This window comes from Nocardia sp. NBC_00881 (genome assembly GCF_045207455.1).
GTDB lineage: Bacteria > Actinomycetota > Actinomycetes > Mycobacteriales > Mycobacteriaceae > Nocardia.
The window spans coordinates 8,250,688-8,275,124 of record NZ_CP108798.1 but is presented as its reverse complement, the minus strand read 5'-3'; the positions used below and the strand labels follow the sequence as shown (position 1 = coordinate 8,275,124).

Sequence of the window (24,437 nt, the reverse complement as noted above, 5' to 3'; positions counted from 1 at the left end):
TCCGGGATTCGGAGCTACTTGACCTCGTACACCCAGATCAGCGCGTTCGACAGCTCGCCGTTCGGGTCCCACTTGTACTGACGCGCGAGGCCGGCACCGTCGTACGTCCGCACATACTCGAGCAGATCCGGGCGGGTCACCTTGCCGCCGTCGATGCCCTTGGACAGGATCGTGGTCAGGTCGTAGGCCTCGACCGAGTAGACGCCCGGTGCCTGACCGTTGAGTGCCTCGTAGTCCTTGGCGAACTGCTCCGGTGCGGGACCACACGGGCACGACAGCTTCGCGCCCTTGGCCGCACTACCGGCCTGGGCGACGAACTGCGGGTCGTTGGTGCCGTCAGCGGAGACGAAGACCGCCTTCACGCCACCGGACTTCAGCTGCTGGGCCAACGGGGCGGCCTCGGAGTAGTAACCGGAGTAGAAGATGGCGTCCGGATTCGCGCCCGCCACCTTGGTGACCGTCGCGGAGAAGTCCTTGTCGCCCTTTTTGATACTGGCGGCGCACGCCGGGTCAGCGGCGGAGCCGAGTCCCTCGATGATAGACCTCGCCAGCCCGGTGCCGTAATCGGTGTTGTCCTGGATGACGCAGACCTTCTTGTAGCCCGCAGTGTTGAGCAGGTACTTCGCCACCGAAGGGCCCTGCACGTCGTCATTGGCCAGACCGCGGAAGAAGCTGGTCCAGCCGTTCTGGGTCAGCGTCGCGTTGGTCGCCGACGCGGTGACCGAGACCAGGCCCGCGTCGCTGAGGATCTTTCCGGTCGCCTTCGTCTCCCCGGAGAACCCGGGACCGACCAAGCCGACGATCGACTTGTCGTTGACGATCTGCGGGATGACTTGGGTGGCCTTCTGCGGGTCGCCCTCGGTATCGAACTGCTTCAACTCGATCTTGCACCCGGGGTTCGCCTTGTTGTGCTGATCGAGGGCGAGCTTGACGCCGTTCACGATGTTGATGCCGAGCGCGGCATCCGGGCCGGTCAGCGCACCCGCCATAGCGATGGTCGTGCCGGGAGCGCAGGTCGCCTTGCCGTCGCCCACCGGATCAGCTGCCTTGGCCGTGTCGGCCTTCGGCACCTCCTTGCCCTGCTGGTCCACCTGCATGACCGGCTGAATGGACAGACCACCCGATCCATTGGTGCCCGACGAATCCGAACCGCTGCTCGTGGATTTGTCGCTACAGCCTGTCAGCACCAGCGCGGCGGCGGCGCCGATGACAAGAACACCTCGCGTCGTACGACTCCGGCATGTCGAACTAAGCACGTTTCACCTCTAAGTTCTGTGCTCCCCCGGGACCACCGAGGAGGCCGACCACGTCAGCCCGGTCAGAACATAGCGTTGGTACGTTATTTCCGCATCACATTCGCATCATGCACGCGACACAATGTCGAACTCTTGTTCACGATCGTGTTTCATCCGAGTAAATTCTCCGGCCGATGCGACAAGCCGATGTTACTTGGGAGCCAAATTCTCCAACACGACCTCGGCGACGGCCTTCATCGTCGTCCGCCGATCCATTGCCGTGCGCTGAATCCACTTGAACGCCTGCGGTTCCGAAAGACCTTGGGTCTGCATAAGCACACCCTTGGCACGCTCCACCAACTTGCGCGTCTCCAGCCGATCGGCCAGATTCGCCACCTCACTCTCCAGCGCCGTGATCTCGTGGAAACGGCTCGCCGCCAATTCGATGGCAGGCACCAGATCCGATTTCGTGAACGGTTTCACCAAGTAGGCCATCGCACCCGCGTCCCGCGCCCGCTCCACCAGATCCCGCTGACTGAACGCGGTCAGAATAACCACAGGGGCAACACGTTTCGACGCGATCTCCGCCGCCGCATCGATACCGTCCCGACGCGGCATCTTCACATCCATGATGACCAGATCCGGCCGGTGTTCCACCGCGAGATCGACCGCCTGCTGGCCATCGCCCGCCTCGCCGACGACCTGATATCCCTCTTCGGTCAGCATCTCGACCAGATCCATGCGAATGAGCGCCTCGTCCTCGGCGACGACGACCCGCTTCGCCCCGGCGTCCCGCTTCGTGCCGGCGCCCCCAGCTGCTGTGCTCATAGGTTGACCCCTCTGGTTCCGATGCCTGTCCCGACACGCCGTGAGACCGGCGGTCGCATCACACGACCAACGGCCGACCATCAGGCTGTCGAGTGATGTAAAGAGTACCTTTCACTTCGGCACAGAACGCATATACCCTGCGGAAACCGCCCCCCTCGCACTGCCGAAGACAGCCCATTCGCTTCCGGCGCACAGTACCCGCTATAGTTGCCATCCGGTGCGCCGAGTTGGCGGAACTGGCAGACGCGACGGTCTCAAAAACCGTTGTCCGAAAGGACGTGTGGGTTCGAGTCCCACACTCGGCACTCGCTTTTGGGCGGCCCCTGCTCGCAAAGAACGCTTGCGGGGGCGCTCGTCATTCTTTCTGGGGGGTGCCACCCCCCCAGACCCCGCTCGGCGAGGCTACGCCCCCAAACCCCTGGACTTGTGGTGGCGTTATGAGATGTCGTGTTCGAGGGGGCTGCTTTCCGCAGGCGTGGTGAAGAACCTTCACAGGGACGGCCCGTCATTCCTTCTGGCGTGCAACCTCAACCTCAGGCTCGCTCGACGGGCCGCACCCCCGCATGTTACGAACAGGGAGAGTTGCGTTCATAAATTTCCGGGGAGGATGCCGGGCCGTCCGGGTCGCGTTGGGCCTGTGGGCGTCGATTTCCTGCCGTATCGGGGTCGTGGCAGAGATTCGTCGGGTGTCTTCACGGGCAGCGCGAGGAGGTCCGCGTTTCTCATCGAACCGTTTCGGCCGCTGGATCGTAGTTCCGCGTAGGGTAGGCGGTAGGCCCCCCGGCGGAGGTATGCGATGCGGGTGAACAGGACGACCGTCGATCTGTCCGACTATCCAGACCTGGTCGTCATCTACCTGGGGATGCGGGTCAGACGACCACGGGGCATGCTGCGACTACTCGGGCTCGGGCCCAAACTGTATCGCTCACATCAGGATCGACCGGACGGACTGCTCCTGCACGAAGACGTCGTCTGGTCGCTGTTCCCACCGCACTGGGGGGCTCGACAATACTGGCGCGACCTCGACAGCCTCGAAGCATGGACCCGCTCGGCGCCACACCGCGACTGGTGGCAACGGTTCCTGCACGACTCCGGCGGCACCGGATTCTGGCACGAGGCGTACTTCGCGCGCGGCGGAATCGACGCCATGTACGACGACATGGACACCGCGACCGGGCTTGCCCGATTCGCGCCCGTGATCGCCTCGCGCGGGCGGGCCTTCTCCACCCGGGGACGCGTCGAGGACAAACCCGCCAAGGTCGCGCCGGTGGTGCCCGAATCCGCGCTGTACGACAACGAACCCAAGTAGTCCGCGCCAGGGCATGCGGGTCACGACAGCGAACTCCATCAATTTCACAGTGACGTACGCCATAGGCCACCGGCTCGCGAGCGGTGCCTTTCATGTACAGCACGCGACCAGCAAATGAACATGAGTTCCCACCGCTGGGATTAATCTACTTCCGCACTTCTGGTATGGTGCGCGCCGTTTATCGTGTTGCGTATGCACGTCTTGTTCGTCTGCAACGGCAACGTTTGCCGTTCGGCGATCGCCGAACGGCTCACCCGCGCCGTCGCGGTCGAACACGGCCTACACCACCTCACCGCCGAGAGTGCGGGAACCCGCGCATTAGTGGGTTTTCCGGTCGAGCCGCTCGCCGCGCAGGCGATCACCGGGCTCGGCGCCGACCCGAGCAATTTCCGGGCCCGCCGCCTGACGTCCGAGATGATCGACAAGGCTGACCTGGTCTTGGCGATGACCGAGCAGATCCGCGACCAGACCATCGAAATGGGCTTAGGTAGGGGGCCGCGCACCTTCACGCTGTTGGAAGCGCAACGGATAGCCCACGTCACCGGCGCGCGCACGGTCAGCGAGCTGCATCAGGCGCGCAACGACCTGTCGCTGGTCGGCCGGGAGAACATCGCCGACCCGGTCGGGTTGTCGGCGCAGGCTTTCTGCGAGGTCGGCGACAGCATCGCCGAGGCGCTCGTCCCGCTGCTGCTGGCGCTCGCCCCGCACGAGCAGCCCCGTTCACGGAACGACAACCGATCCGGGCTGGTGATCCGGCCTGGCGCGACGCCCGCTCCGCTGGCGACCTTTCTCGCCGCGCAGCGCACGCGCTGACCCGCGCTCGGACACCGTCGAAAAAAAGAGGCAGTACCCGGCTGTGTTTAGTTCCGGCCCCGAGGGTTTACACTGCCCGCGGACAGCAACTTCCACCGTTGATGGTTCGACACACGACAGGAATCAGACATGCCGAAAAGAATTTCGGATGTTTCGCTCCATGTTTATGTGACACCGAAGACCCTCGAACGCGTCGTCGAGACCGTTCGCGAGGTGGTGGACGACCACCTCGCCGACCGCGACGTGTTCGCCTGGCGCTTCACCCTGCCGGTCGACACCGACGACCCGGCCCACATGGCCCTCGAAACTCACTGGCGCGAACTACATCTGGACCGAGTGCCGGACACCCGGGCCACCTACGAGATCGCACTCAGCCTCGTCGGCGCGCCCGACGAACTCACCGACGACGACGTGGCCGCGCTGGAACGGCAACTGCTGCACGGAATCTACGCCGTCGCGCGGACCGAGCCCGGACAGGAGATGATCCCGGTCTCGATCCGCGCCTCCCAACGCACCGACGTGGATCTCGACATCGATCTCGAACTGCTGTAAAAGGACCTACTCCGCCGATTCCCGCCGGCGCGCGGGGAAGTGGCGGATGAGCCCCTCCTGCACCGTGGTGGCGAGCAGGTCGCCGCTGCGTGAGTAGAAACGTCCGGTCGCCAGTCCGCGGGAGCCCGCGGCCACAGGAGACTCGGTGGCATATAGCGCCCACTCGTCGAAACGGAAGGGGCGGTGGAACCAAATCGAGTGGTTGATCGTCGCCGCCACGATCCGGTCCAAGCCCCAGGAGAGCCCGTGCGTGGTGATGATCGAGTCCAGAACCGTGGTGTCGGACGAATAACCGAGCGCGGCAACGTGAATCAGCGGGTCGTCGGGTAACCGGCCGTCCGCGCGCATCCACACCCGGTTGTGGTTGAGCCGCTCCCCCGTGCCCTTCAGGATCCACGCCGGGTCGTTGGTGTAGCGCAGGTCGATCGGGTGCGGCGCATTGACGAACATCTCCAGCTTGTCCTCCAAGCCTTCGAAACTCTCCTCCACCCGCGGTAGCGTCTCCGGATCGGGCACGGCCGGTTGCGCATGCGCGTGCTCGAGTCCCTTGCCCCATTCTTGGAACGCGGCGAGCATGACGAACAGCTCTTGCCCGTCCTGGCTGGCGGTGACTGTGCGGTTGGCGAACGCGCGACCGTCCCGGTGGCGGTCCACCCGGTACTCGATCGGCTTCTTCACGTCGCCGCCCCGCACGAAATGCGCGTTGACGGCGTGCACCGGACGGTCACCGACCGTCCGGCCCGCCGCCATGATCGCCTGCGAGACGAGCTGACCGCCGAACGTCCGGCTCCACACCTTCGCGGGGTGCTGGCCGACGAACACGTCCTCGTCCATCTGCTCCAGATCGAGCAGGCCCAGCAGCACGTCCAGGTCGGAGCCCACCGCGGGCGCCTCCTCGACACCGACGCTACTCAGGGAAGCAGTCACTAATGGTCCTCCTCGCCGATTCGGTGCACGTGGATCAGGTTGGTGGAGCCAACGGTACCCGGCGGGGACCCGGCCACGATGACCACCAGGTCACCCTTTTGGTATCGCTCCATCGACAGAAGTGCTACATCGACCTGGTGGATCATCGCGTCGGTGCTGTTCACCGTCGGCACGATGAAAGTCTCCGTGCCCCAGGTCAGCGCCAGTTGGCTGCGCACTTCCGGCAGCGGGGTGAACGCCAGCAGCGGCAGCGGGGTGTGCAACCGCGCGAGGCGGCGCACCGTGTCGCCCGACTGAGTGAACGCGACCAACGCCTTGGCGTTGAGCCGCTCGCCGATGTCGCGCGCGGCGTACGAAATCACGCCGCGCTTGGTACGCGGCACGTGGGTCAGCGGGGGCACCTGGGTCGACTCGGTCTCCACCGCGTGCACGATGCGCGCCATGGTGCGCACCGTCTCGATCGGGTACTTACCCACTGAGGTCTCACCCGACAACATCACCGCGTCGGCGCCGTCGAGCACCGCGTTCGCCACGTCCGAGGCTTCGGCGCGGGTCGGGCGGGAGTTCTCGATCATCGACTCCAGCATCTGGGTCGCCACGATGACCGGCTTGGCGTTCTCGCGGGCCATCTGGATGGCGCGCTTCTGCACAATCGGCACCTGCTCGAGCGGCAGCTCGACGCCGAGGTCACCGCGGGCGACCATCACCGCGTCGAAGGCCAACACCACGGCCTCCAGGTTGTCGATCGCCTCCGGCTTCTCCAGCTTGGCGATCACCGGCACCCGGCGGCCCACTCGGTCCATCACGTCGTGCACCAGCTCGACGTCGGAGGGGGACCGCACGAACGACAGCGCGATGAAGTCGACGCCGAGCTTCAGCGCGAACTCGAGGTCCTCGATGTCCTTCTCCGACAGCGCGGGCACCGACACGTCCATACCGGGCAGCGAGACGCCTTTGTTGTTCGAGACCGGACCGCCCTCGGTCACCCGGCACACCACATCGTTGGCTTCGACCCGGGTGACGGTGACACCCACCTTGCCGTCATCGACCAGCAGCCGGTCGCCGGGCTTGGCGTCCTTGGCCAGCTCCTTGTAGGTGGTGGACACCCGGTCGTGGGTCCCTTCGACGTCGTCGACGGTGATGCGGACCTCTTCGCCCGTCGCCCAGACGGTCTTGCCCTCGATGAAGCGGCCGAGGCGGATCTTCGGACCCTGCAGGTCGGCGAGAATGCCCACCGCTCTGCCGAGGTGGTCCGAGGCCTGACGCACCTTCTTGTAGTTCTCGGCATGGTCCGAGTGTTCGCCATGGCTGAAGTTCAGCCGAGCCACGTCCATACCGCTCTCGACGAGTTCGCGGATACGGTCCTCGGTGGCAGTGGCCGGGCCGAGCGTGCACACAATCTTCGTCCGTCGCATCACGGGTAGAGCCTAGTCCCGCCTGGTGCCCGGGTCGTCTCCCGGCCATGGTGAAAGCTTGATGAAAAATATGAACGGGCAGTACAGACCGTTGATCATCGGGCCACATGGCGGGCAAGCCGAGTTTCCAGCCGGGTCTGCCCGAATCCGAGGACCACGCAGATGACCCAGTAGTAGATCGCCGCGACTCCGTACAGCGCGAAGAAATCGAAGGTCGGCGCCGCCGCCAGCTGCGCGGCCCGCAGCAGTTCGGTCACCAGGATGGTCGAGGCCAGCGAGGTGTCCTTCACCAGCGAGATGAGTGTGTTGGACAGCGGCGGCACCGCGATCCGTGACGCCTGCGGCAGGATGATCAGCCGCATCATCATCGGGTATGACATGCCCAGCGCCTCGGCCGCTTCCCACTGCCCGTCCGCGACGCTGAGAATGGCTGCGCGCACCACCTCGGCCGCATAGCCGCCGACGTTGAGACTGAACGCGATCACCGCCGCGGGGAACGGGTCGATCACGATGTCGAACTGCGGCAGCGCGTAGAACACGATGAACAGCTGCACCAGCAGCGGCGTGCCGCGAATGATCGAGATATAGAAGCGGGCCGCCGCCGACAGCGGCCACACCGGCGACATCCTGGCCAGCGCGACGAACAGCGCGATCACCAGGCCGATGGCGAAGCTGATCGCGGTCAGCGGAATGGTCTTGGTGAGCGTGGCCTGCAGCATCGGCCACAGGTTGTGCCAGATGAGATCTCTCGTGGCGGCGTCCATGGACGGAGTCGGCTACCGGCTGACGTCGGTGCCGAAGTACTTATCGGAGATCTTCGCCAGGGTGCCATCGGCGCGCAGCTGATCGAGCGCCCTGTCCACGTCGGCGATCAGCGCGTCGCCCTTGCGGGCGGCGAAAGCCTGCTGGCTCACCGCTCCGGTCCTGCCCGCGATCTTCACGGTGGTGTCTCCGGTCTTCTTGGTGTACTCGGCGACGGCGAGGTTGTCGTTGACGGTGGCGTCGACACGGCCGTTCTTCAGCAGCTGGACGGCTTGCACGAAGCCCTCCACGGCCTCGACCTTCGCGCCCGCGTCGGTGGCGACCTTGCTCCAGTTGCTCGTGGCCGACTGAGCGCTAGTCTTGCCGTTCAGGTCGGCGAGGGTGGAGATGGCGTTGTTGTCGGCGTGGGTGACGATCACGCCCGCCGAGGTGGTGTAGGGCGTGGACAGCGCGTACTTGTTCTTGCGCTCGTCGCTCACCGTCACCTGGTTGGCGACCAGCGCGAACCGCTTGGACTCCAGGCCGGCGAAGATGGCGTCCCACGGTGTCTGCACGAACTCGACCTTCTTGCCGAGCTTGTCGCCGACCGCCTGGATCACCTCGACGTCGTAGCCGGTGAGCTTTCCGTCGGAACCCTGGAAGCTGAACGGCGAGTAGGTGCCCTCGGTGCCGACCTTCAACACATTAGGGTCGCTGCTGCCGCAGGCGCTGAGCCCACTGGCGGCGACGATGACGAGCATGGCGGCGGCGAGCAGACTGCGACGCACGGGGGTATCCCTCTCTCCGGTGCGTGGAACTCCACACACGACACGCAAAATCCGGCCCATGGTACGCCCGGGCCTGTGCGATGGACAGTATCTCGATCATCGTGCGCCGCACGGTTGTGCTCGTTGATTTCGCATCCGTGTACGCGGGGAGGCGGGCACGTCGTGCCCGCCTCCCCGTCGTGTCGATGCCCCGCGGTCAGTCGCGCAGCGGGCGACCGTTGGGATCAGGCACCTTGCCGACCAGGATCATGATGCCGTCGATGAGGCCCCAGATGCCGCCGAGGCCGCAGGTAAAGATGGTGACCAACAGCTGGGCGACGCCCAGGCCGGTATAGCCCAGGTAGAAGCGGCCGACGCCGAAACTGCCGATGAAGATCTGCAGCATGCCCGCGATCATCTTCTGCTTGTCCGACAGCGGCACACCGTAGGGATCCCGACCCCACGGCGCCTCCGGGTCGTTCGGGTTGTAGCCCTGTGGGCCGCCGACGTACGGCGCGGGTGGGTAGCCGCCGGGCTGCTGACCGTACTGCGGCTGACCGTACGGGTCAGCGGGCTGACCGTACTGGGGCTGACCGTACGGAGCAGCGGGCTGACCATACTGGGGCTGACCGTACGGGGCCTGCTGCTGGGCGTAGGGGTCCGACGGTGGGCTGTACTGCGGCTGACTCGGCGCGTCCTGCGGCTTGTTCAAATCCGGACCCGTACCGGACGGGCCGTACTGCGGACCGCCGACTCCTGGGTTCTGCTGGTAAGGGTCGGTCACTCATGTCCTCCTCATTCGTGCGGGCACCCTTGTCGGCCCCCGATATTGATGAACCGCCGGGATACCGCTTCCGACGATCCGAGTCATTGTTACCGGGATCGACCGGGATTGTCGCCCCTGGGCATTCGGCGCTCGCAGCGGTTATCGCCCCGCGTCCCTTGTTCGTTGCCGTAGACGAAATCCGGCGTTGGCGGTATCGGTCGGACTTGCGGCCTCGTCAATCAGTCCCGTCGGAACCGGTCCTGTCGGGTTCAGCCACGGAGGGCTTACCCGTTTCGACGGTCCCGCCCGGCGCGGGCGCCTCGGCGTCGGCGGACGCATTCGCGCCGGAGTCGTTGTCGGTCTGCGCGCCCGCCTGAGCATCGGATGTCCCCGAGCCGTCGTCGCCCCGGCTGTCGGCGGTGCCTTCATCGGCGGCGGCTGCGCCCGACGCCTTTTCCGACGCCGCAGCAACATCAGGTGCTGCCGTCTCCGCCGACGTGGCGGTCCCTCTGGGCTGCAACTGTGCGGCGGTCTCGCGTCCTTTTGTCGCGAATACGAAGTAGGCCAGAGCGGCCAGGAACACCACCGCTGAGGTGAACGAGTTGATCCGGATGCCGGCGATCTTTGTCGCCTCGTCGTCGCGCATCAGCTCGACGAAGAATCGTCCGAAACAGTAGCCCACGACGTACAGCGCGAACAGGCGACCGTGCCCGATCCTGAAGCGCTTGTCCACGAACACCAGCAGCGCGACGACGAGCAGGTTCCAGATCAGCTCGTACAGGAAGGTGGGATGCACGATCTTGTCGACCACCCCCGTCGAGACACCGTTCATCAGGTCGAGCTGTCCGTCGTCGCCGACCCGGCGGAAGATCTGCAATCCCCACGGCACATCGGTTTCGCGGCCGTACAACTCCTGGTTGAAGTAGTTGCCGAGCCGGCCGATGGCCTGAGCGAGCAGGATCGGCGGAGCGACCGCGTCACCCAACGCGGGCAATGGGATTCGGTACACTCGGCAGCCGATCCATGCGCCGACGCCACCGAGCAGCACCGCGCCCCAGATGCCGAGTCCGCCCTGATAGATCTTCAGCGCGTCGACCGGATTCCCGCCCGAGCCGAAGTACTTCTGCCAGTCGGTGGCCACATGGTAGAGCCTGCCGCCGATGAGACCGAACGGCACGGCGAACATGGCGACATCCAGAATCGCGCCGGGCTGGCCGCCGCGTTCGCGCCAGCGCCGCTCGCCCCACCAGATCGCGACGATGATGCCGAGGATGATGCATAGGGCATAGGCTCGCAGCGGGAACGGCCCGATATGCCACACACCCTGCGAGGGGCTGGGAATGTAGGCCAGCACGGCGCCGCTGTCGGCCAGGACACTGTCTGCCAGGACTCGTAAGGTCACGGGGCCACGGTAGCGGAGATCCTCACTCGCGCCGCCACCACCGCACCCCCTCGGCCGCAGCGGGGCTCAGCGTCGCGGCACCGAGCGCGGTGCGGACGGTCGGCTCACCGCGGGTCGAGACAGCGACCATCGGTGCGAGAATCAAGAATACGACGAGGCTCGCCGCCGAAGTCGGTCATGCCGGCCGGTCGACGCACAATCGTCCTACGACGGCGGAAGCGGCGCGGTTCACCGCCTCGCTCGGAATGGCTACGACGCGACGGTCGCCGAGCGCACACCGTCGGCAAGCTCGGCAGTGAGGGCGCGGACCGCGTCCAGCCCCTCGGCCGCGGCGCTCACCAGCGCCGAGCCGACGATGACTCCATCCGCGTACGAGGCGATTTCCGCGGCCTGAGCCCCCGAGCGCACGCCGAGGCCGACGCCGATCGGGATGTCGGAGTTGGCGCGGATACGCGCGCACAGCGCGGGCGCTGCCGAGGACACTACGTCACGGGCTCCGGTGACACCCATCGTCGAGGCCGCGTACACGAAGCCGCGGCTGGCCTCGAGCGTCTTCACCAGCCGCTCCTCCGTGGACGATGGCGCGACCAGGAAGATGCGGTCCAGGTTGTGCGTTGCCGAGGCGACGAACCAGTCGTCGGCCTCCTCCGGGATCAGGTTCGGGGTGATGATGCCCGAGCCACCCGCGGCAGCCAGATCGCGCGCGAAGCGGTCGACGCCGTACTGGAGCACCGGATTCCAGTAGCTCATCACCACGGCCTTGCCTCCCGCACCGGTGACCGCCTCGACCACAGAGAATGCGTCGCGGACCCGGACGCCGCCGCGCAGCGCCTGCTCGGCGGCGGCCTGAATGGTCGGGCCGTCCATCACGGGATCGGAGTAGGCGACACCGACTTCGATGATGTCACAACCGGATTCGACCATCGCACGGACGACCTCGATCGAACCGGCGAGGTCGGGGAAGCCCGCGGGCAGATAGCCGATCAGCGCGGCGCGGTCATCGGCGCGGCAGGCCGCGAAGGTGTTGGCGAGGCGGGACTGCTGGCTCACTGGTGCGTTTCCTTCGGCTCGGTCTCGCCATCGAACAGCCGGAACCACCGCGCCGCCGTGTCCATGTCCTTGTCACCCCGGCCGGAGAGATTCACCAGGATGATCGCGCCCGGGCCGAGCTCCTTGCCTAGTTGCAGCGCGCCCGCTACCGCATGTGCGGACTCGATCGCCGGGATGATGCCCTCGGCGCGGCTGAGCAGCAGCAGCGCGTCCATCGCCTCGGTGTCGGTGACCGGCCGGTACTCGGCACGCCCGATGTCCTTGAGGTAGGCGTGCTCGGGGCCGACGCCCGGGTAGTCCAGGCCCGCCGAGATCGAGTGTGACTCGATGGTCTGGCCGTCCGCGTCCTGCAGCAAGTAGGAGTAGGCGCCCTGGAAGGCGCCCGGCGTTCCGCCGGTAAAAGTGGCCGCGTGGCGTCCGGTTTCGACGCCGTCACCGGCGGCCTCGTAGCCGATCAGGCGGACCTCGGCGTCGTCGAGGAATGCGTGGAAGATGCCGATGGCGTTGGAGCCGCCGCCGACGCAGGCGGCGACCGCGTCGGGCAGCCTGCCGGTCGACGCCTGCACTTGGGCGCGGGCCTCCAAGCCGACGACGCGCTGGAAATCGCGCACCAGCATCGGGAACGGGTGCGGGCCCGCGGCGGTGCCGAAGCAGTAGTAGGTGTCGTCGGCGTTGGTCACCCAGTCGCGCAGCGCCTCGTTGATGGCGTCCTTCAGGGTCTGCGAGCCGGAGCGCACCGAAACCACTTCGGCGCCGAGCAGCCGCATGCGGGCCACGTTCAGCGCCTGGCGCGCGGTGTCGACTGCGCCCATGTAGACCACGCAGTCCAAGCCCAGCAGCGCACACGCGGTCGCGGTGGCGACACCGTGCTGGCCCGCCCCGGTCTCGGCGATCACCCGCTTCTTGCCCATCCGCTTGGCGAGCAGGGCCTGGCCGAGCACGTTGTTGATCTTGTGCGAACCGGTGTGGTTCAGGTCCTCGCGCTTGAGCAGGATGCGCGCGCCACCCGCGTGCTCGGCGAGACGCTTGCATTCGAACACCGGCGAGGGACGGCCGGTGTAGTCGCGCTGCAACCGATCGAGCTCGTTGAGGAAGGACTCGTCGATGCGTGACTTCTCGTACTCGACGGTGACCTCCTCGATCACCGCCATCAGCGCCTCGGGGACGTGCCGTCCGCCGTAGACGCCGAAGTGCCCGCCCGTGTCCGGCTCGTGACCGCTGCGCTGGGCAACGCCGTCGCTCGCCTGAGGTAGCGACCCCACTCCTGTCACCGGCCCCGCCGCGCGGGCTTAGGGCAGGACGGATGGGTACCCGCGGTCACCAGCTCGGACACAGCGGCGCGGGGATCGCCGCTGGTCACCAGACCCTCGCCGACGAGAACGGCGTCCGCGCCCGCGCCCGCGTAGGCCAGCAGGTCAGCGGTGCCGCGAATGCCGGACTCGGCGATCCGGATGACCTCGGTGGGCAGGCCGGGCGCGATCCGCGCGAACACGTCACGGTCGACCTCGAGCGTCTTGAGGTCGCGGGCGTTCACGCCGATCACGGAGGCGCCCGCCTCGAGCGCGCGATCGGCCTCCTCCTCGGTGTGCACTTCGACCAGCGCGGTCATGCCCAGCGATTCGGTGCGGTCGATCAGCGAGGACAGCACGTCCTGCTCCAGCGCCGCGACGATCAGCAGGATGACATCCGCGCCGTGCGCGCGGGCCTCGTGGATCTGGTACGGACCGACGACGAAGTCCTTGCGCAGGATCGGGATGTTCACCGTGGCACGGACCGCGTCCAAATCATCCAGTGACCCGTTGAAGCGGCGGCTCTCGGTGAGCACGCTGATGATCCGGGCGCCGCCGTCCTCGTAGGCTTTGGCCAGGCTCGCCGGGTCCGGGATGTCCGCGAGCTCGCCCTTGGACGGACTGGCCCGCTTGACCTCGGCGATGACGCCGATGCCGTCTTCGAGGAGCGCGGCGCGGGCGTCCAACGGCGCAGGCGCCGCGGCAGCCTTGGCCTTGACCGCCTGGAAGTCGAGAAGGGCTTCCCGAGCGGCCACATCCGCGCGGACCCCGTCGAGAATCGAGTCGAGTACCGTCATCTGGCTCGAATCCTTTCTGGGGAGACGGACTTGCTACCTGAGAATCCCCCCAGGCGCTGTCTCACCGATGCTGACAAAGAATAAATGGAAGGACCCGCCGCCTTTGCGCCGGGGTTTGTGTTGGACCACGTGGAAGGGTCTGGCACAAGGTAAGACCCGTCACAGCCGCCACGCGGGAGCAGCTCAGCGTTCATGTCTGCCCGCTTTACCGGGTCCGGATCGTCCGTCCGGAGGGGCTGACTCCTCGGTCGGGTCGGTACCCGCGTCCAGCGCGTCCCACAGCACGCGCTCCGACAGCTGAGGCGGCGGCTCTGCCTCCGAAGTCTCCGTACGCCGCTGGGTGACCTCCGCCGTGGCGGCGGCGCGCCGGAAGACCGGGTTGTCGTACTTGCCGGACAGCCGCCCGGTCTCGGCGGGCATGCGGGTCAACAGGGCGCCCGCCGCGAACGCCGCGATCGCTCCGAGCAACGCGAGCACGGCCGGTAACGCCGACGCCGTCGCCTCCCCCACCTGCGCGCGGGCCGGGAGTTCAGCGAGTTCGGCGGCGCGTTCGGCGATCTTGCCGGAGTTGGTCAGCAGCGCGAACGCCGGCACCGCGGCCACCGCGGCGACCAGCGCGATGAGCACGCCGACCACGCGGCGCAGCCAGCCCCTCGTGGCCAGCACGGTCGCGATCGAGGCGAGCAGCACCAGTGCCAGCGGCGTCAGCGCGCCGAACCACACACCGCCGTTGAGCTGGTCGGTGCGCGGCTGGGTGAGGCCGTCGGAGGAGGCAATCGTCACCCAGGTCATCCGGGAGGAGCCCCAAAGCGCGGTGGCGGCCAGCGCGAGCAGCACGACGGGGCCGACCGGATACCTGCGGCCGGATCCGGTGTCGGCGCTGGTGGCCGCCCCTGAATCGTTCGGTGGCGGGATGGATGCCCGCCCGGCTTCGGCGTCCGCCTCGGTCGCGTGCTCCCGGGCGGTGCCCGGTTCACCGTCGGGGTCGGCCGTCATCGGGCTCCGCCGTTCGCCGCACGCGGATCCGCGCCGTAGGCCCGGACCGTCTCGGCCGCCGCGATCGCCTTCAACACCGCCATCGCCTTGTTGCGCGATTCGACGTCTTCGTAGTCGGGGTCCGAGTCCGCGACCACGCCCGCGCCGGCCTGGACGTAGGCCGTGCCGTCCTTCAGCAATGCCGTGCGGATGGCGATCGCGGTGTCCGCGTCACCAGCGAAGTCCAAGTAACCGACGACACCGCCGTAGACGCCGCGACGGGTCGGCTCCAGCTCCTCGATCAGCTCCATCGCCCGCACCTTGGGCGCGCCGGAGAGCGTGCCCGCCGGGAAGCAGGCCCGCACCGCGTCCAACGCGATCCGGCCGGACGCCAGCTGACCCGACACCGTCGACACCAGGTGCATGACGTGGCTGTACCGCTCGATGTGCCGATACTCGGTGACCCGCACGGTGCCCGGCTCGCACACCCTGCCCAAATCGTTGCGGCCGAGATCGACGAGCATGAGGTGCTCTGCGTTCTCCTTCTCGTCGGCGAGCAGGCCCTTCTCCAGCAGCAAGTCCTCTTCCTCGCTGACGCCGCGCCAGCGGGTGCCTGCGATCGGATGGGTCGTCGCGACACCGTCTTTCACGGTCACCAGCGATTCCGGGCTGGACCCGACGATCGAGAACGCGGTGCCACCCTCGCCGTCCGGGATGTGCAGCAGATACATGTACGGGCTCGGGTTCGAGGCGCGCAGCATCCGGTACAGGTCCAGCGGCGCGCCGTCGTAGTCCATTTCGAAGCGCTGCGACAGCACTACCTGGAACGCCTCGCCCGCCTCGATCTCCTTGACCAGGCGACGCACGCCGGCGCCGAATTCCTCGGTGGTACGCCTGCGCCGGTACCGCGGTTCGGGCTGGTCGAACACCGAAACGGTGGAATCGGCCGGCGCGCCGAGCGCCTCGGTCATCCGGTCCAGCCTGGCCACCGCGTCGTCATAGGCCTCATCGGCCCGCTCGGCGGTGCCGTTCCAGTTGACCGCGTTGGCGATCAGCGTGATCGCGCCCTCGTGGTGGTCGAATGCGGCAAGGTCGGTGGCCAGCAGCAGCACCATCTCCGGCAGTCGCAGGTCGTCCAGCGCCAGGTTCGGAAGGCGCTCGATCCTGCGCACCGCGTCGTAGCCCAGGTAGCCGACCATGCCGCTGGTCAGTGGAGGAAGGCCGGGCAACCGCTCGGTCCGCAACAGTTCCAGGGTCTCGCGCAGCGCGACCAGCGGATCGCCCCCGGAGGGCGCGTCGGCCGGGATATGGCCCAGCCAGGCGGCCTCGCCGTCGACGACGGTCAGCGCCGACGGGCTGCCCGCGCCGATGAACGACCAGCGCGACCAGGACCGTCCGTTCTCCGCGGACTCGAACAGGAAGGTGCCCGCCCGGTCACCGGCCAGCTTCCGGTAGGTCGACAGCGGAGTTTCGGAGTCCGCCAGCACCTTTCGGATCACCGGGACAACCCGATGCTCCGCGGCCAGCTGATGGAACTGTTCGCGGGTCGTGGTGGTGGGAGTGGACGCGCCTGGCATGCGCTCATCATCCCAGGTGGGGTCGACACGTCGGTCGGCGGTGTCGGTGACTGCGACAGCACAGGCTGGCGAGCCCGACAAATCGGACAGTCGACCGTCCGGTTCCTACGCGAATGCAGGACCTGTGTCGGCCGTCACTACACTCGCTGCGTTCGACGTCGCATGCGGTATCCACCTCGAGAGGAAACAACTGATGTACCCCTCGCAACCGGTAGCGCCCCTCCCGGGCCACGGTGCCCCGCCTACCTACGCTCCACGGATGGCAGGCATGAGTCAGATGGGCCACCAGCAGACCACCGGTTCGATCAACGCCCTCGCGTCTTTCGTCACCTATGTCAAAGCGCTGGAGTCCTTGGACAAGAACCACTTTCCGGACGAGTACGCCACGCACAGCGATCGCATCAAGGAACTGAAGCCTTTCCTGCGCGCGCACGGCATCCTCGACGTCATGGCGATCAAGAATCCCGAGGTGGCCGCGCTCATCGGCGCGTAGCCGCACCGCGGCGGACGCGCCGCGCACCCCTCGGCTCGTGCCCGGCCAACCGACCCAGGCGATCGCATCGCAGCGGCTCGCGGCGGGCACGAGCACCAGGAACCCCCACCGTGCGGGCACGACACCGGTGGCCGAATGCCGAATCGGCCCGGTGCCGGTAGTGTTCTCGGTCATGCAGCCAGGACAGCTCGCTCCACACTTCGAGCTTCCCGATCAGTCCGGCACGCCCCGCTCGCTCGACGCGTTGCTGGCGGACGGCCCGCTGGTTCTTTTCTTCTATCCCGCCGCAAACACCCCGGTCTGCACGGCCGAAGCCTGTCACTTCCGTGATCTGGCCGCCGAGTTCGCCGCCGTCGGCGCCACCTGCGTCGGCATCAGCACCGACAGTGTGGAGACCCAGGCCGGGTTCGCCGACAAGCAGCGCCTCGGCTATCCACTGCTCTCCGACTCCGACGGCGCGGTCGCGGCGCGGTTCGGCGTCAAACGCGGGCTACTCGGCAAGCTGGCGCCGGTGAAGCGGCAGACGTTCGTCATCGACACCGATCGCACGATCAGCAAGATCGTCAGCGGCGAGCTGCGCGCCGCCGTGCACGCCGACGAGGCCCTGAAGTTCCTCAGCACCAGGTAGACGGCGCGACGCGCCGCGTCCACGGAGCCCGGTCCGCACCGATGGTCCGGCTTACGCTGGATTCATGACGTCGACCGAGGTTCAGCCGGGCGGACAGAAATCCATGTGGGCCACTTGGCGCGCGCGGATCATCGGTGGACTCGCGATCCTCGCGGTCCTCGTCATCGCCTACTTCATCCTGGCCGCGTTCATTCCGCGCTGGTGGGCGCAGCGCCTCGCGGGCGTGGTGGGAGGCAGCTTCGCCAAGGGCATCGGCTGGGGCCTGGTCTACGGCGGATTGGGTACCGCCGTGCCGCTTTTCCTGTTGCTGTCGGCCGTGCTGGCCTGGCGCCGCAGGGCAGGCAGATTCCTCGCGGGCGCGGCGGTGGTCGTCGCGATCCTGGCCGCGATCCCCAACCTGATGACCCTGACCATCGTGCTGGGCCGCAGTAACGCCGCCCATGCGGGCGAACGGATTCTGGACGTCGACGCGCCCGCGTTCCGCGGCGCCTCCCTCGTCGGCGCGATCGTGGCGGTACTGGTGTTTCTCGCCGTGGTCGGCCTGGTCCTGCTGCGCAAGTGGCGACGCAGGCACCCGAGAAAGTCGACCGGACAGCCCACCGCACCGGCCCCGACGGCAGGCCCCAGCTCGACACACCCGGAGGCCTGATGAGTGAACTCATGTCATACGCCCATCTTTGTGACGGTCGAGCGAAGTCATGGCAAACTCACTATCACGGGTGACTGCGAACACGTTTTCCATAGTCACTAGCTGACCACCGAAACCACGTCACTTGGCTTGAAAGAAGGCGCACAGTGACGAAGTGGCTAGACCCCGTCGAACAACGAGCTTGGCGCGCGACCGTGGCGCTGATGACCCGTCTACCAGGCGCTTTGGACACCCAGCTGCAGCGCGAGTCCGGCATGACGCATTTCGAGTACTGGGTGCTTACCCTGCTGTCCGAGGAACCGGGGCATCGGCTGCAGATGAGTGAGCTTGCCCAGAAGGCAAATGCATCGCTATCACGGCTGTCCCATGTGGTGTCGAAGCTGGAGCGCATGGGCTGGGCGCAGCGGTCGGCGACCGCCGGTCGACGCGGCGTGCACGCCGCGCTGACCGACGACGGATATCTGAAGGTCATCGAGGCCGCGCCCGGATATCTGGACGCGGTGCGGCACATGGTGCTCGACGGTTTGGACGCCGATCAGACGGCCCAACTCGCCGAACTCGGCGAGCGGCTGGCCGAGCATTTGGCCGACGCACTGAACGAGCCCGGCGGGCTCACCCCTTCTGGTAAGGACAACCAGTAGGCCGTCCGGCTCCTGGGCGGGCGCGTTCAGGACCGGGCAGCCAGCAGCACATCCGAGTCGAAGCACGTGCGCGTGCCGGTGTGGCAGGCGGCGCCTTCCTGATCGACGACGAGCAGGATCGTGTCGCCGTCGCAGTCGAGCCGCACCTCGTGCACGTACTGGGTGTGACCGGAGGTCTCCCCCTTGACCCAATACTGTTGCCGCGAGCGCGAATAGTACGTCGCCTTGCGGGTTTCCAGCGTCCGCGCAAGGGCCTCGTCGTCCATCCACGCGACCATCAGCACGTCACCGGTGGCACGCTCCTGCGCGACGGCGGACACCAGCCCGGCGTCGTTGCGCTTGAGACGGGCTGCGATGGCGGGATCGAGACTCATAGCACGGTTATAACAGGCACGTCGTGCGGTCGATGCCGGAGGTTCTCGCTCAGTTCGCGTGGGAGCGCCGCAACTCGCCGAGGACCTGCCAGGTGCGCCGCTGGTCCTCGGGGGTGGTCAGGTCGGTCTGCGAGAACACAACATCCGTCGCGCCCGCCGCGAAGTACTCCTCGACGCGCGCAGCGATCATCTCCTCGGCGCCGATCACCACGAGATCGGCGGCGCGAGATGCGCCCGACAGCTCGATGATGCGCGCATAAGACGGGATGTCGTCGTAGAACGCGGTCTGGGCTGCCGCGGCCGCGCGCGCGGCGTCCACGTCGGCGGTGACCACGCCGGGCACGAGGACCGTGATCCGCGGGCTGGGCCTGCTCGCCCGCTCGGCGGCCGCGATGATCGGCGCGACGATGTGCTGGGCGAGTGCCTTCGGGCTGACCAGGAAGGGCAGGGTGCCGTCGGCCAGCTCGCCGGTGGCGCGCAGCACCTGCGGACCCATGGCGGCCACCAGAACGGGCACGGGCGGTCGCGCGCCGGCGACCGCGGCCGGCAGCGGCGGCGCGGCGGTGAGCGTCTCGCCGTGGAAGTCGACCGCGCCGGTGTGCAGCACGGTGCGCAGCGCGGTCAGGAACTCGCGCAGCCGGGTGATCGGCCGGTCGAAGGACCCGCCGAACGCCGATTCGGCGAGCGACTTCGCGCCGAGCCCGAGGCCGAGCGTGAATCGGCCGTGCGTCGCCGCCTGCGCGGTCTGCGCCTGACCGGCGATCAGCAGCGGATGTCGCGCGGTGATCGGCACCGCGGATGTGCCCACCTCGAGCTCCGGCACGGCGCGGCCCACCATGGTGGCCAGCGCGATGGCGTCACTGGTGAACGTCTGGCCGAACCAGAGCGAGGACAACCCGGCGGCGGCCACCTCCTCGCCGAGCGCTACCGCAGCGTCCACCGCGTTGTCGGTGGCGTCGAGCGCGAACGGGGACAGCGCGATTCCGATGGTCATACCTGAAGGAACGCGGTGGGGCTGCGCGCCTTCCCCCGCGGCGGAATTCCGCCAATCGCTACCGGACGACGATTTTCTCCGCCCGCATCGAATCCTTGACCTGGCCGATGGTCAGGTCACCGAAGTGGAACACGCTGGCCGCCAAGACCGCGTCGGCGCCCGCGTGGACGGCCGGGGCGAAGTGTTCGACCGCGCCCGCGCCGCCACTGGCGATCACCGGCACCGTCACCGCCGCCCGCACCGCGCGAATCATCGGCAGATCGAAACCGGCCTTGGTTCCGTCGGCGTCCATCGAGTTGAGCAGGATCTCGCCGACGCCGAGTTCGGCGCCGCGCACCGCCCATTCGACCGCGTCGATACCGGTGCCGCGCTTACCGCCGTGCGTGGTCACCTCCCAGCCGGAAGGAGTGCCGGGCCGGCCGGCCGGCACGGTCCGCGCGTCCACCGACAACACGATGCACTGGGAGCCGAACCGCTCGGACATCTCACGCAACACCTCGGGGCGTGCGATCGCGGCGGTGTTCACCGACACCTTGTCGGCGCCTGCGCGCAGCAGCCGGTCCACGTCGTCGACAGTGCGCACGCCGCCGCCGACGGTGAGCGGGATGAAGATCTGCTCAGCGGTGCGGGTCACCACGTCGATCATGGTGCCGCGGTCGCCGGCGGAGGCGGTGACGTCGAGAAAGGTCAGCTCGTCGGCACCTTGCGCGTCGTAGAGGGCGGCCAGCTCGACGGGATCGCCCGCGTCGCGCAGGTTTTCGAACTTCACGCCCTTGACCACCCGGCCGGCATCGACGTCCAAACACGGAATCACGCGTACTGCCAACGTCATTGCCTCACCCCTCCTCCGCGGTCGCGGGGTCGGCGACCGTGCAGATCATGTCGAGCAGTTCTTCGTGCACCCCAGGCGCGGCCGCGAGCACCGAGCCGGACGTGATCGTCCACGGCGCGCCCGCCAGGTCGGTGACCACGCCGCCCGCCGCGCGCACCAACGCGACGCCTGCCGCGTTGTCCCACGGATGGTGCCCGAAGACGATCGCGCCGCCGAGCACGCCGGAGGCGGTGAACGCCAGATCGATACCGGTGGAGCCGTGCATGCGAACCCGGGAGGACAACCTGCTCAGCGGGCCGAGCAGATCGAAGCGGAACTGCCCCGGGAGGCGGCCACGCGAATCCACGTTGAAGGCGCCGAAACCGATCATCGCCTCGGCCAGCTTGCCTTGTGGCAGCGGCGGCAGCGCATGGCCGTCCAGCAACACCGGACCACCGGCCACGGCAGCGTAGCGGCGACCGAGCAGCGGCAGCCAGGTAAGGCCGAGCACCGGCTCGCCGTCGCGCACCAGCGCGAGCAGCATGCCTGAGAGCGGATGCCCCGACGAATAATTGAACGTGCCGTCGATCGGATCGAGCACCCAGGTGGCGCCCGAGGTGAGCTGGGGTCCGCCGAATTCCTCGCCATGCACCTCGATTCCGGTGCACCGCTCCAGCTCGGCGGAGATGGTGCGCTCCAGTTCCAGGTCGAGCTCGGTGGCGAAGTCGTTGCGGCCCTTGGTGACCGCACTCGGCGCGCCGATACCCTGGACGAACCGCGGGCTCACCGAATCCAGGATCTCGCTCGCCACGGCGAGCAGGGTCGTCAGCTCGCCGCTCATCTCACCGCGGCCAGCGCCTCGGGCAGGGTGAACCGGCCCGCGTAGAGAGCCTTGCCGACGATCGAGCCCTCGACGCCGTCCGGCACCAGCTCGGCGATCGCGACCAGGTCTTCGATGGTGGAGACGCCACCGGAAGCGATCACCGGCGCGTCGGTCGCCGCGCAGACCTCGCGCAGCAGGTCGAGGTTGGGGCCGGTGAGCGTGCCGTCCTTGGTCACATCGGTTACCACGTAGCGCGAGCAGCCGTCGCGCTCGAGGCGCTCGAGCACCTCCCACAGGTCGCCGCCGTCGCTGACCCAGCCGCGGCCGCGCAGCCGATGCTCGCCGTCGACGATGCGCACGTCCAAGCCGACGGCGATCCGATCGCCGTGGCGCGCTATCGCCTTGGCGCACCAGACCGGGTCCTCCAACGCGGCGGTGCCGAGGTTCACCCGGGCGCAGCCGGTGGCCAGCGCTGCCTCCAGGGTCTCGTCGTCGCGGATGCCCCCGGACAGTTCGACTTTGACGTCGAGTTCCCCGACCACGCCCGCGAGCAGCTCCCGATTCGAGCCGCGACCGAAGGCCGCGTCCAGATCGACCAGATGCACCCATTCCGCGCCGGCTTCCTGCCACGCCAGCGCCGCCTCGCGAGGCGAGCCGTAGCTGGTTTCGCTACCGGCCTCCCCCTGCACGAGGCGCACGGCCTCTCCATTGGCGACATCGACAGCGGGCAGCAGCACAAGACTCACGAGAGCAGCCTAGTGGTTGGCCGCCCGCGCGCGAGCCCCGGGCCTGCGCTGATGGGACCTCGATCACCGGCGCGGGGGTCGGCCGCTGTGCGCGTCCAGGATGCGGGTGAGCAGCGTGACCAGCGTGCGACGGTCCGCGGCGGAGAACCCGGCCAGCAGCTCGTCCTGGGCGCCCGCCAGGCGCTGGTCGAGATCGTCCAGGTGCCGCGTGCCGGCGGCAGTGAGGGTGACGATGTTGCGGCGACGATCGGCGGGATCGGGGCTTCGGGCGACGAAACCGCGCTCGGCGAGATCGTTCACCGCCGCGACGACATCGCTGCGGTCGATGCGGGTGCGCCTGCCCAGCTCGGCCTGGCTGGCCGCACCGAACTCTCCCAACGCCGCGAGTAGCGCGTAGTGGTGACGACGGGAGCCGGTGGCTTCCAGCGCCCGCTCGGTTGCCCGATTCGCCACGAGCGCGACCTGGTTGACCAACCGGGTCGGCAGAATCCGCAGCCTGCCAGGGGCGTCCTCGTGCGCGATCTCCATGCGGTCAATCTACCCACTTGTTGGTATCACCCACAATCTGATACGTTGGCGTCGCCAACGTTGGAGTTGCCAACGTTTAGTTCGAAAGGCGCCATTGATGAAGAAGATTCGCCAGACCCTCCCCCTGCTGACCCTCCCGCTGGCCGCCCTCGCCGCCGGCTGCACCTCCCCGACTGCCGCGAACGACTCGGCACACGAGCTACACGACATGCTGGACCGCCACCAGATCACCGCCCTCGTCGACCGGCTCGGCCGTGCACTGGACGAGGGCCGCTTCGACGACCTGCGCGCGATCTACACCGCCGACGCCACCGCGAAGACCCCCGGCGGCACGGCCGATGGCCGCGACGCGCTGATCACCCAGGCGAGCCGGAACCACACCGACGACAAGCAGATTCAGCACTTCATCAGCAACGTGATCGTCGATCTTCGCGGCGACGCCGCGGACGTTCGGGCCAACCTCATCGCCATTTTCGGTCCGGCCGCGAACGAGTCGATTCCGCAGCCGCAATACACCCTTGGCGAGATCTACCGCTTCGACGCGGTCCGCACCAGGGAAGGTTGGCGGCTGGCCCGGGTCGAGACAACCCCGATCTGGTCCACGGGCACCCGTCCGTAATAAGCGCGCAGCAAGGACGTGCGCCCGGGTAGCAGGGCAGCTCCGCCAGCACAACGAAAAGCGCTGTCATACTCGCGAATCGGGTAGGCGCCTGCTGGCGGACGGCTGATGCAGGTGGTCACGAGATCGCCTGGGGCCGGTATCGTTTCCGCGCGGCGATCACCCCCGGTCGCCGATTCCACCTCGCATTGAGGAACTGAATGTCACGAAAGACACTTCCTGCCGCACTGCTACTTTCGGCAGCCACCTGCTCGGCGGCACTCGCAGCCGCGCCCCTTGCCGCCGCGGCGGCGCCCGAGGAGGCACGCTTGGCCGGCTGCGAATTCGGCAGAGCCGCGATGACATACGACTATGCGCGGTTCGGCGACCATGCCCGCAGAGTGCTCGAGTTGAGCACTGGCGAATTCCGTACCGAGTTCGAGAACTTCCGCCCCAACATCCAGTCCGGCGCGGAGGCCGCGCACGCGCGGGCGCAGGCCGACTCGGCCGACTGCCGCGTCGTCTCCGGCGACGACAACCGGGCCGAAGTAGCCGTCGACGTGGTACGCACGGTGACGAGTGACGAAACCGACGGCATGCCGCAGACCGGCCGCGTGTCGATGACCGTCACGGTGGACAACGTGGACGGACGCTGGCTGGTCAGCAAGGTCCAGTCGAACTGAGCCGGTGGGCGATCCCGCGCCCCGGC

The 24,437-nt window shown here is 67.7% G+C and carries 28 protein-coding genes and 1 tRNA gene; 10 read left to right on the top strand and 19 right to left on the bottom strand.

The features are described 5' to 3' along the window. Positions 1–14: 14 nt before the first annotated feature. Both OH799_RS35215 and OH799_RS35210 read right to left on the bottom strand, forming a co-directional pair. Positions 15–1,256: a branched-chain amino acid ABC transporter substrate-binding protein gene (locus OH799_RS35215; protein WP_406273543.1), complete on the bottom strand. Its 1,242-nt coding sequence runs from the start codon at positions 1,254–1,256 to the stop codon at positions 15–17. Between the two features lie 189 nt (positions 1,257–1,445). Beyond that, positions 1,446–2,063 (bottom strand): ANTAR domain-containing response regulator, encoded by a 618-nt coding sequence (locus OH799_RS35210; protein ID WP_357268597.1) that lies wholly within the window; start codon positions 2,061–2,063, stop codon positions 1,446–1,448. Positions 2,064–2,284: 221 nt separating this feature from the next. On the opposite strand from OH799_RS35210, the gene OH799_RS35205 reads away from it, so the two are divergent. The 4 genes from OH799_RS35205 to OH799_RS35190 all read left to right on the top strand — a co-directional run bounded on the left by OH799_RS35205 (position 2,285) and on the right by OH799_RS35190 (position 4,737). Next, positions 2,285–2,368, top strand: a tRNA-Leu gene (locus OH799_RS35205). A 491-nt stretch (positions 2,369–2,859) separates the two neighbouring features. Next, entirely contained in the window at positions 2,860–3,372 is a 513-nt protein-coding gene (locus OH799_RS35200; protein WP_406273539.1) for a monooxygenase family protein, read from the top strand. A 192-nt stretch (positions 3,373–3,564) separates the two neighbouring features. After that, positions 3,565–4,185 (top strand): low molecular weight phosphatase family protein, encoded by a 621-nt coding sequence (locus OH799_RS35195; protein WP_406273537.1) that lies wholly within the window; start codon positions 3,565–3,567, stop codon positions 4,183–4,185. A gap of 129 nt (positions 4,186–4,314) precedes the next feature. Then, on the top strand, positions 4,315–4,737 hold the full coding sequence (locus OH799_RS35190; RefSeq protein ID WP_406273534.1) for a hypothetical protein: 423 nt from the start codon (positions 4,315–4,317) through the stop codon (positions 4,735–4,737). A gap of 6 nt (positions 4,738–4,743) precedes the next feature. Here the strand turns inward: OH799_RS35190 and OH799_RS35185 are convergent, their stop codons facing one another. The 11 genes from OH799_RS35185 to OH799_RS35135 form a co-directional block, all read right to left on the bottom strand. Then, entirely contained in the window at positions 4,744–5,571 is an 828-nt protein-coding gene (locus OH799_RS35185; RefSeq protein ID WP_357268780.1) for an acyl-CoA thioesterase II, read from the bottom strand. 92 nt (positions 5,572–5,663) lie between these two features. Then, positions 5,664–7,082, bottom strand: a complete 1,419-nt coding sequence (gene pyk / locus OH799_RS35180; protein ID WP_406273531.1) for a pyruvate kinase — start codon at positions 7,080–7,082, stop codon at positions 5,664–5,666. 92 nt (positions 7,083–7,174) lie between these two features. Continuing rightward, positions 7,175–7,843 (bottom strand): amino acid ABC transporter permease, encoded by a 669-nt coding sequence (locus tag OH799_RS35175; RefSeq protein ID WP_406273528.1) that lies wholly within the window; start codon positions 7,841–7,843, stop codon positions 7,175–7,177. 12 nt (positions 7,844–7,855) lie between these two features. Further along, positions 7,856–8,581, bottom strand: a complete 726-nt coding sequence (locus tag OH799_RS35170) for an amino acid ABC transporter substrate-binding protein (RefSeq protein WP_406282898.1) — start codon at positions 8,579–8,581, stop codon at positions 7,856–7,858. A gap of 223 nt (positions 8,582–8,804) precedes the next feature. Further along, positions 8,805–9,371, bottom strand: a complete 567-nt coding sequence (locus OH799_RS35165) for an NINE protein (RefSeq protein WP_406273525.1) — start codon at positions 9,369–9,371, stop codon at positions 8,805–8,807. A gap of 217 nt (positions 9,372–9,588) precedes the next feature. Beyond that, positions 9,589–10,755, bottom strand: coding sequence for a prolipoprotein diacylglyceryl transferase (gene lgt / locus OH799_RS35160; RefSeq protein ID WP_406273522.1), 1,167 nt, complete (start codon positions 10,753–10,755; stop codon positions 9,589–9,591). Positions 10,756–11,004: 249 nt separating this feature from the next. Next, the gene (gene trpA, locus OH799_RS35155) at positions 11,005–11,805 is read right to left on the bottom strand and encodes a tryptophan synthase subunit alpha (RefSeq protein ID WP_406273519.1); all 801 of its coding nucleotides are present in this window, start codon (positions 11,803–11,805) and stop codon (positions 11,005–11,007) included. Then, a complete protein-coding gene (gene trpB, locus OH799_RS35150) occupies positions 11,802–13,076 on the bottom strand; it encodes a tryptophan synthase subunit beta (RefSeq protein WP_406273516.1) in 1,275 nt (424 codons plus the stop codon). Before trpB ends, trpA begins: the two co-directional genes overlap by 4 nt. Next, positions 13,073–13,891, bottom strand: coding sequence for an indole-3-glycerol phosphate synthase TrpC (trpC, locus tag OH799_RS35145; protein WP_357268579.1), 819 nt, complete (start codon positions 13,889–13,891; stop codon positions 13,073–13,075). Before trpC ends, trpB begins: the two co-directional genes overlap by 4 nt. Positions 13,892–14,074: 183 nt before the next feature. Beyond that, entirely contained in the window at positions 14,075–14,887 is an 813-nt protein-coding gene (locus tag OH799_RS35140) for a TIGR02234 family membrane protein (protein WP_406273513.1), read from the bottom strand. Further along, positions 14,884–16,443 (bottom strand): anthranilate synthase component I, encoded by a 1,560-nt coding sequence (locus tag OH799_RS35135; RefSeq protein ID WP_406273510.1) that lies wholly within the window; start codon positions 16,441–16,443, stop codon positions 14,884–14,886. Before OH799_RS35135 ends, OH799_RS35140 begins: the two co-directional genes overlap by 4 nt. A gap of 259 nt (positions 16,444–16,702) precedes the next feature. Between OH799_RS35135 and OH799_RS35130 the strand changes: the two genes are divergently transcribed. The 4 genes from OH799_RS35130 (at position 16,703) to OH799_RS35115 (ending at position 18,854) form a co-directional block, all read left to right on the top strand. Continuing rightward, positions 16,703–16,936, top strand: coding sequence for a hypothetical protein (locus OH799_RS35130; RefSeq protein ID WP_357268573.1), 234 nt, complete (start codon positions 16,703–16,705; stop codon positions 16,934–16,936). A gap of 172 nt (positions 16,937–17,108) precedes the next feature. Continuing rightward, positions 17,109–17,564 (top strand): peroxiredoxin, encoded by a 456-nt coding sequence (locus tag OH799_RS35125; RefSeq protein ID WP_406282895.1) that lies wholly within the window; start codon positions 17,109–17,111, stop codon positions 17,562–17,564. Between the two features lie 64 nt (positions 17,565–17,628). Beyond that, positions 17,629–18,213: a permease gene (locus OH799_RS35120; protein ID WP_406273507.1), complete on the top strand. Its 585-nt coding sequence runs from the start codon at positions 17,629–17,631 to the stop codon at positions 18,211–18,213. Positions 18,214–18,416: 203 nt separating this feature from the next. After that, positions 18,417–18,854 carry a MarR family winged helix-turn-helix transcriptional regulator gene (locus tag OH799_RS35115; RefSeq protein ID WP_406282892.1) on the top strand — a complete coding sequence of 146 codons (438 nt, stop codon included), beginning with the start codon at positions 18,417–18,419 and terminating at the stop codon, positions 18,852–18,854. A gap of 26 nt (positions 18,855–18,880) precedes the next feature. On the opposite strand, the gene hisI is transcribed toward OH799_RS35115, so the two are convergent. The 6 genes from hisI to OH799_RS35085 all read right to left on the bottom strand — a co-directional run bounded on the left by hisI (position 18,881) and on the right by OH799_RS35085 (position 23,130). Continuing rightward, complete coding sequence (gene hisI / locus OH799_RS35110; RefSeq protein ID WP_406273504.1) at positions 18,881–19,228, bottom strand: phosphoribosyl-AMP cyclohydrolase; 348 nt, start codon at positions 19,226–19,228, stop codon at positions 18,881–18,883. A 49-nt stretch (positions 19,229–19,277) separates the two neighbouring features. Then, positions 19,278–20,222 carry a TIGR03564 family F420-dependent LLM class oxidoreductase gene (locus OH799_RS35105; protein WP_406273501.1) on the bottom strand — a complete coding sequence of 315 codons (945 nt, stop codon included), beginning with the start codon at positions 20,220–20,222 and terminating at the stop codon, positions 19,278–19,280. Positions 20,223–20,280: 58 nt separating this feature from the next. Continuing rightward, entirely contained in the window at positions 20,281–21,054 is a 774-nt protein-coding gene (gene hisF / locus OH799_RS35100; RefSeq protein ID WP_406273498.1) for an imidazole glycerol phosphate synthase subunit HisF, read from the bottom strand. Positions 21,055–21,058: 4 nt separating this feature from the next. Continuing rightward, positions 21,059–21,874, bottom strand: a complete 816-nt coding sequence (locus OH799_RS35095; protein ID WP_357268557.1) for an inositol monophosphatase — start codon at positions 21,872–21,874, stop codon at positions 21,059–21,061. Then, positions 21,871–22,602, bottom strand: coding sequence for a bifunctional 1-(5-phosphoribosyl)-5-((5-phosphoribosylamino)methylideneamino)imidazole-4-carboxamide isomerase/phosphoribosylanthranilate isomerase PriA (gene priA / locus OH799_RS35090; protein WP_406273494.1), 732 nt, complete (start codon positions 22,600–22,602; stop codon positions 21,871–21,873). Before priA ends, OH799_RS35095 begins: the two co-directional genes overlap by 4 nt. 63 nt (positions 22,603–22,665) lie before the next feature. Continuing rightward, positions 22,666–23,130, bottom strand: coding sequence for a MarR family winged helix-turn-helix transcriptional regulator (locus OH799_RS35085; protein WP_406273491.1), 465 nt, complete (start codon positions 23,128–23,130; stop codon positions 22,666–22,668). A 97-nt stretch (positions 23,131–23,227) separates the two neighbouring features. Here OH799_RS35085 and OH799_RS35080 point away from each other — a divergent pair, with 97 nt between their 5' ends. Together OH799_RS35080 and OH799_RS35075 are read left to right on the top strand one after the other, a co-directional pair. Beyond that, positions 23,228–23,749, top strand: a complete 522-nt coding sequence (locus tag OH799_RS35080; protein WP_406273488.1) for a nuclear transport factor 2 family protein — start codon at positions 23,228–23,230, stop codon at positions 23,747–23,749. A gap of 200 nt (positions 23,750–23,949) precedes the next feature. Further along, on the top strand, positions 23,950–24,411 hold the full coding sequence (locus tag OH799_RS35075; protein WP_406273485.1) for a hypothetical protein: 462 nt from the start codon (positions 23,950–23,952) through the stop codon (positions 24,409–24,411). The last annotated feature ends 26 nt before the right edge of the window (positions 24,412–24,437 follow it).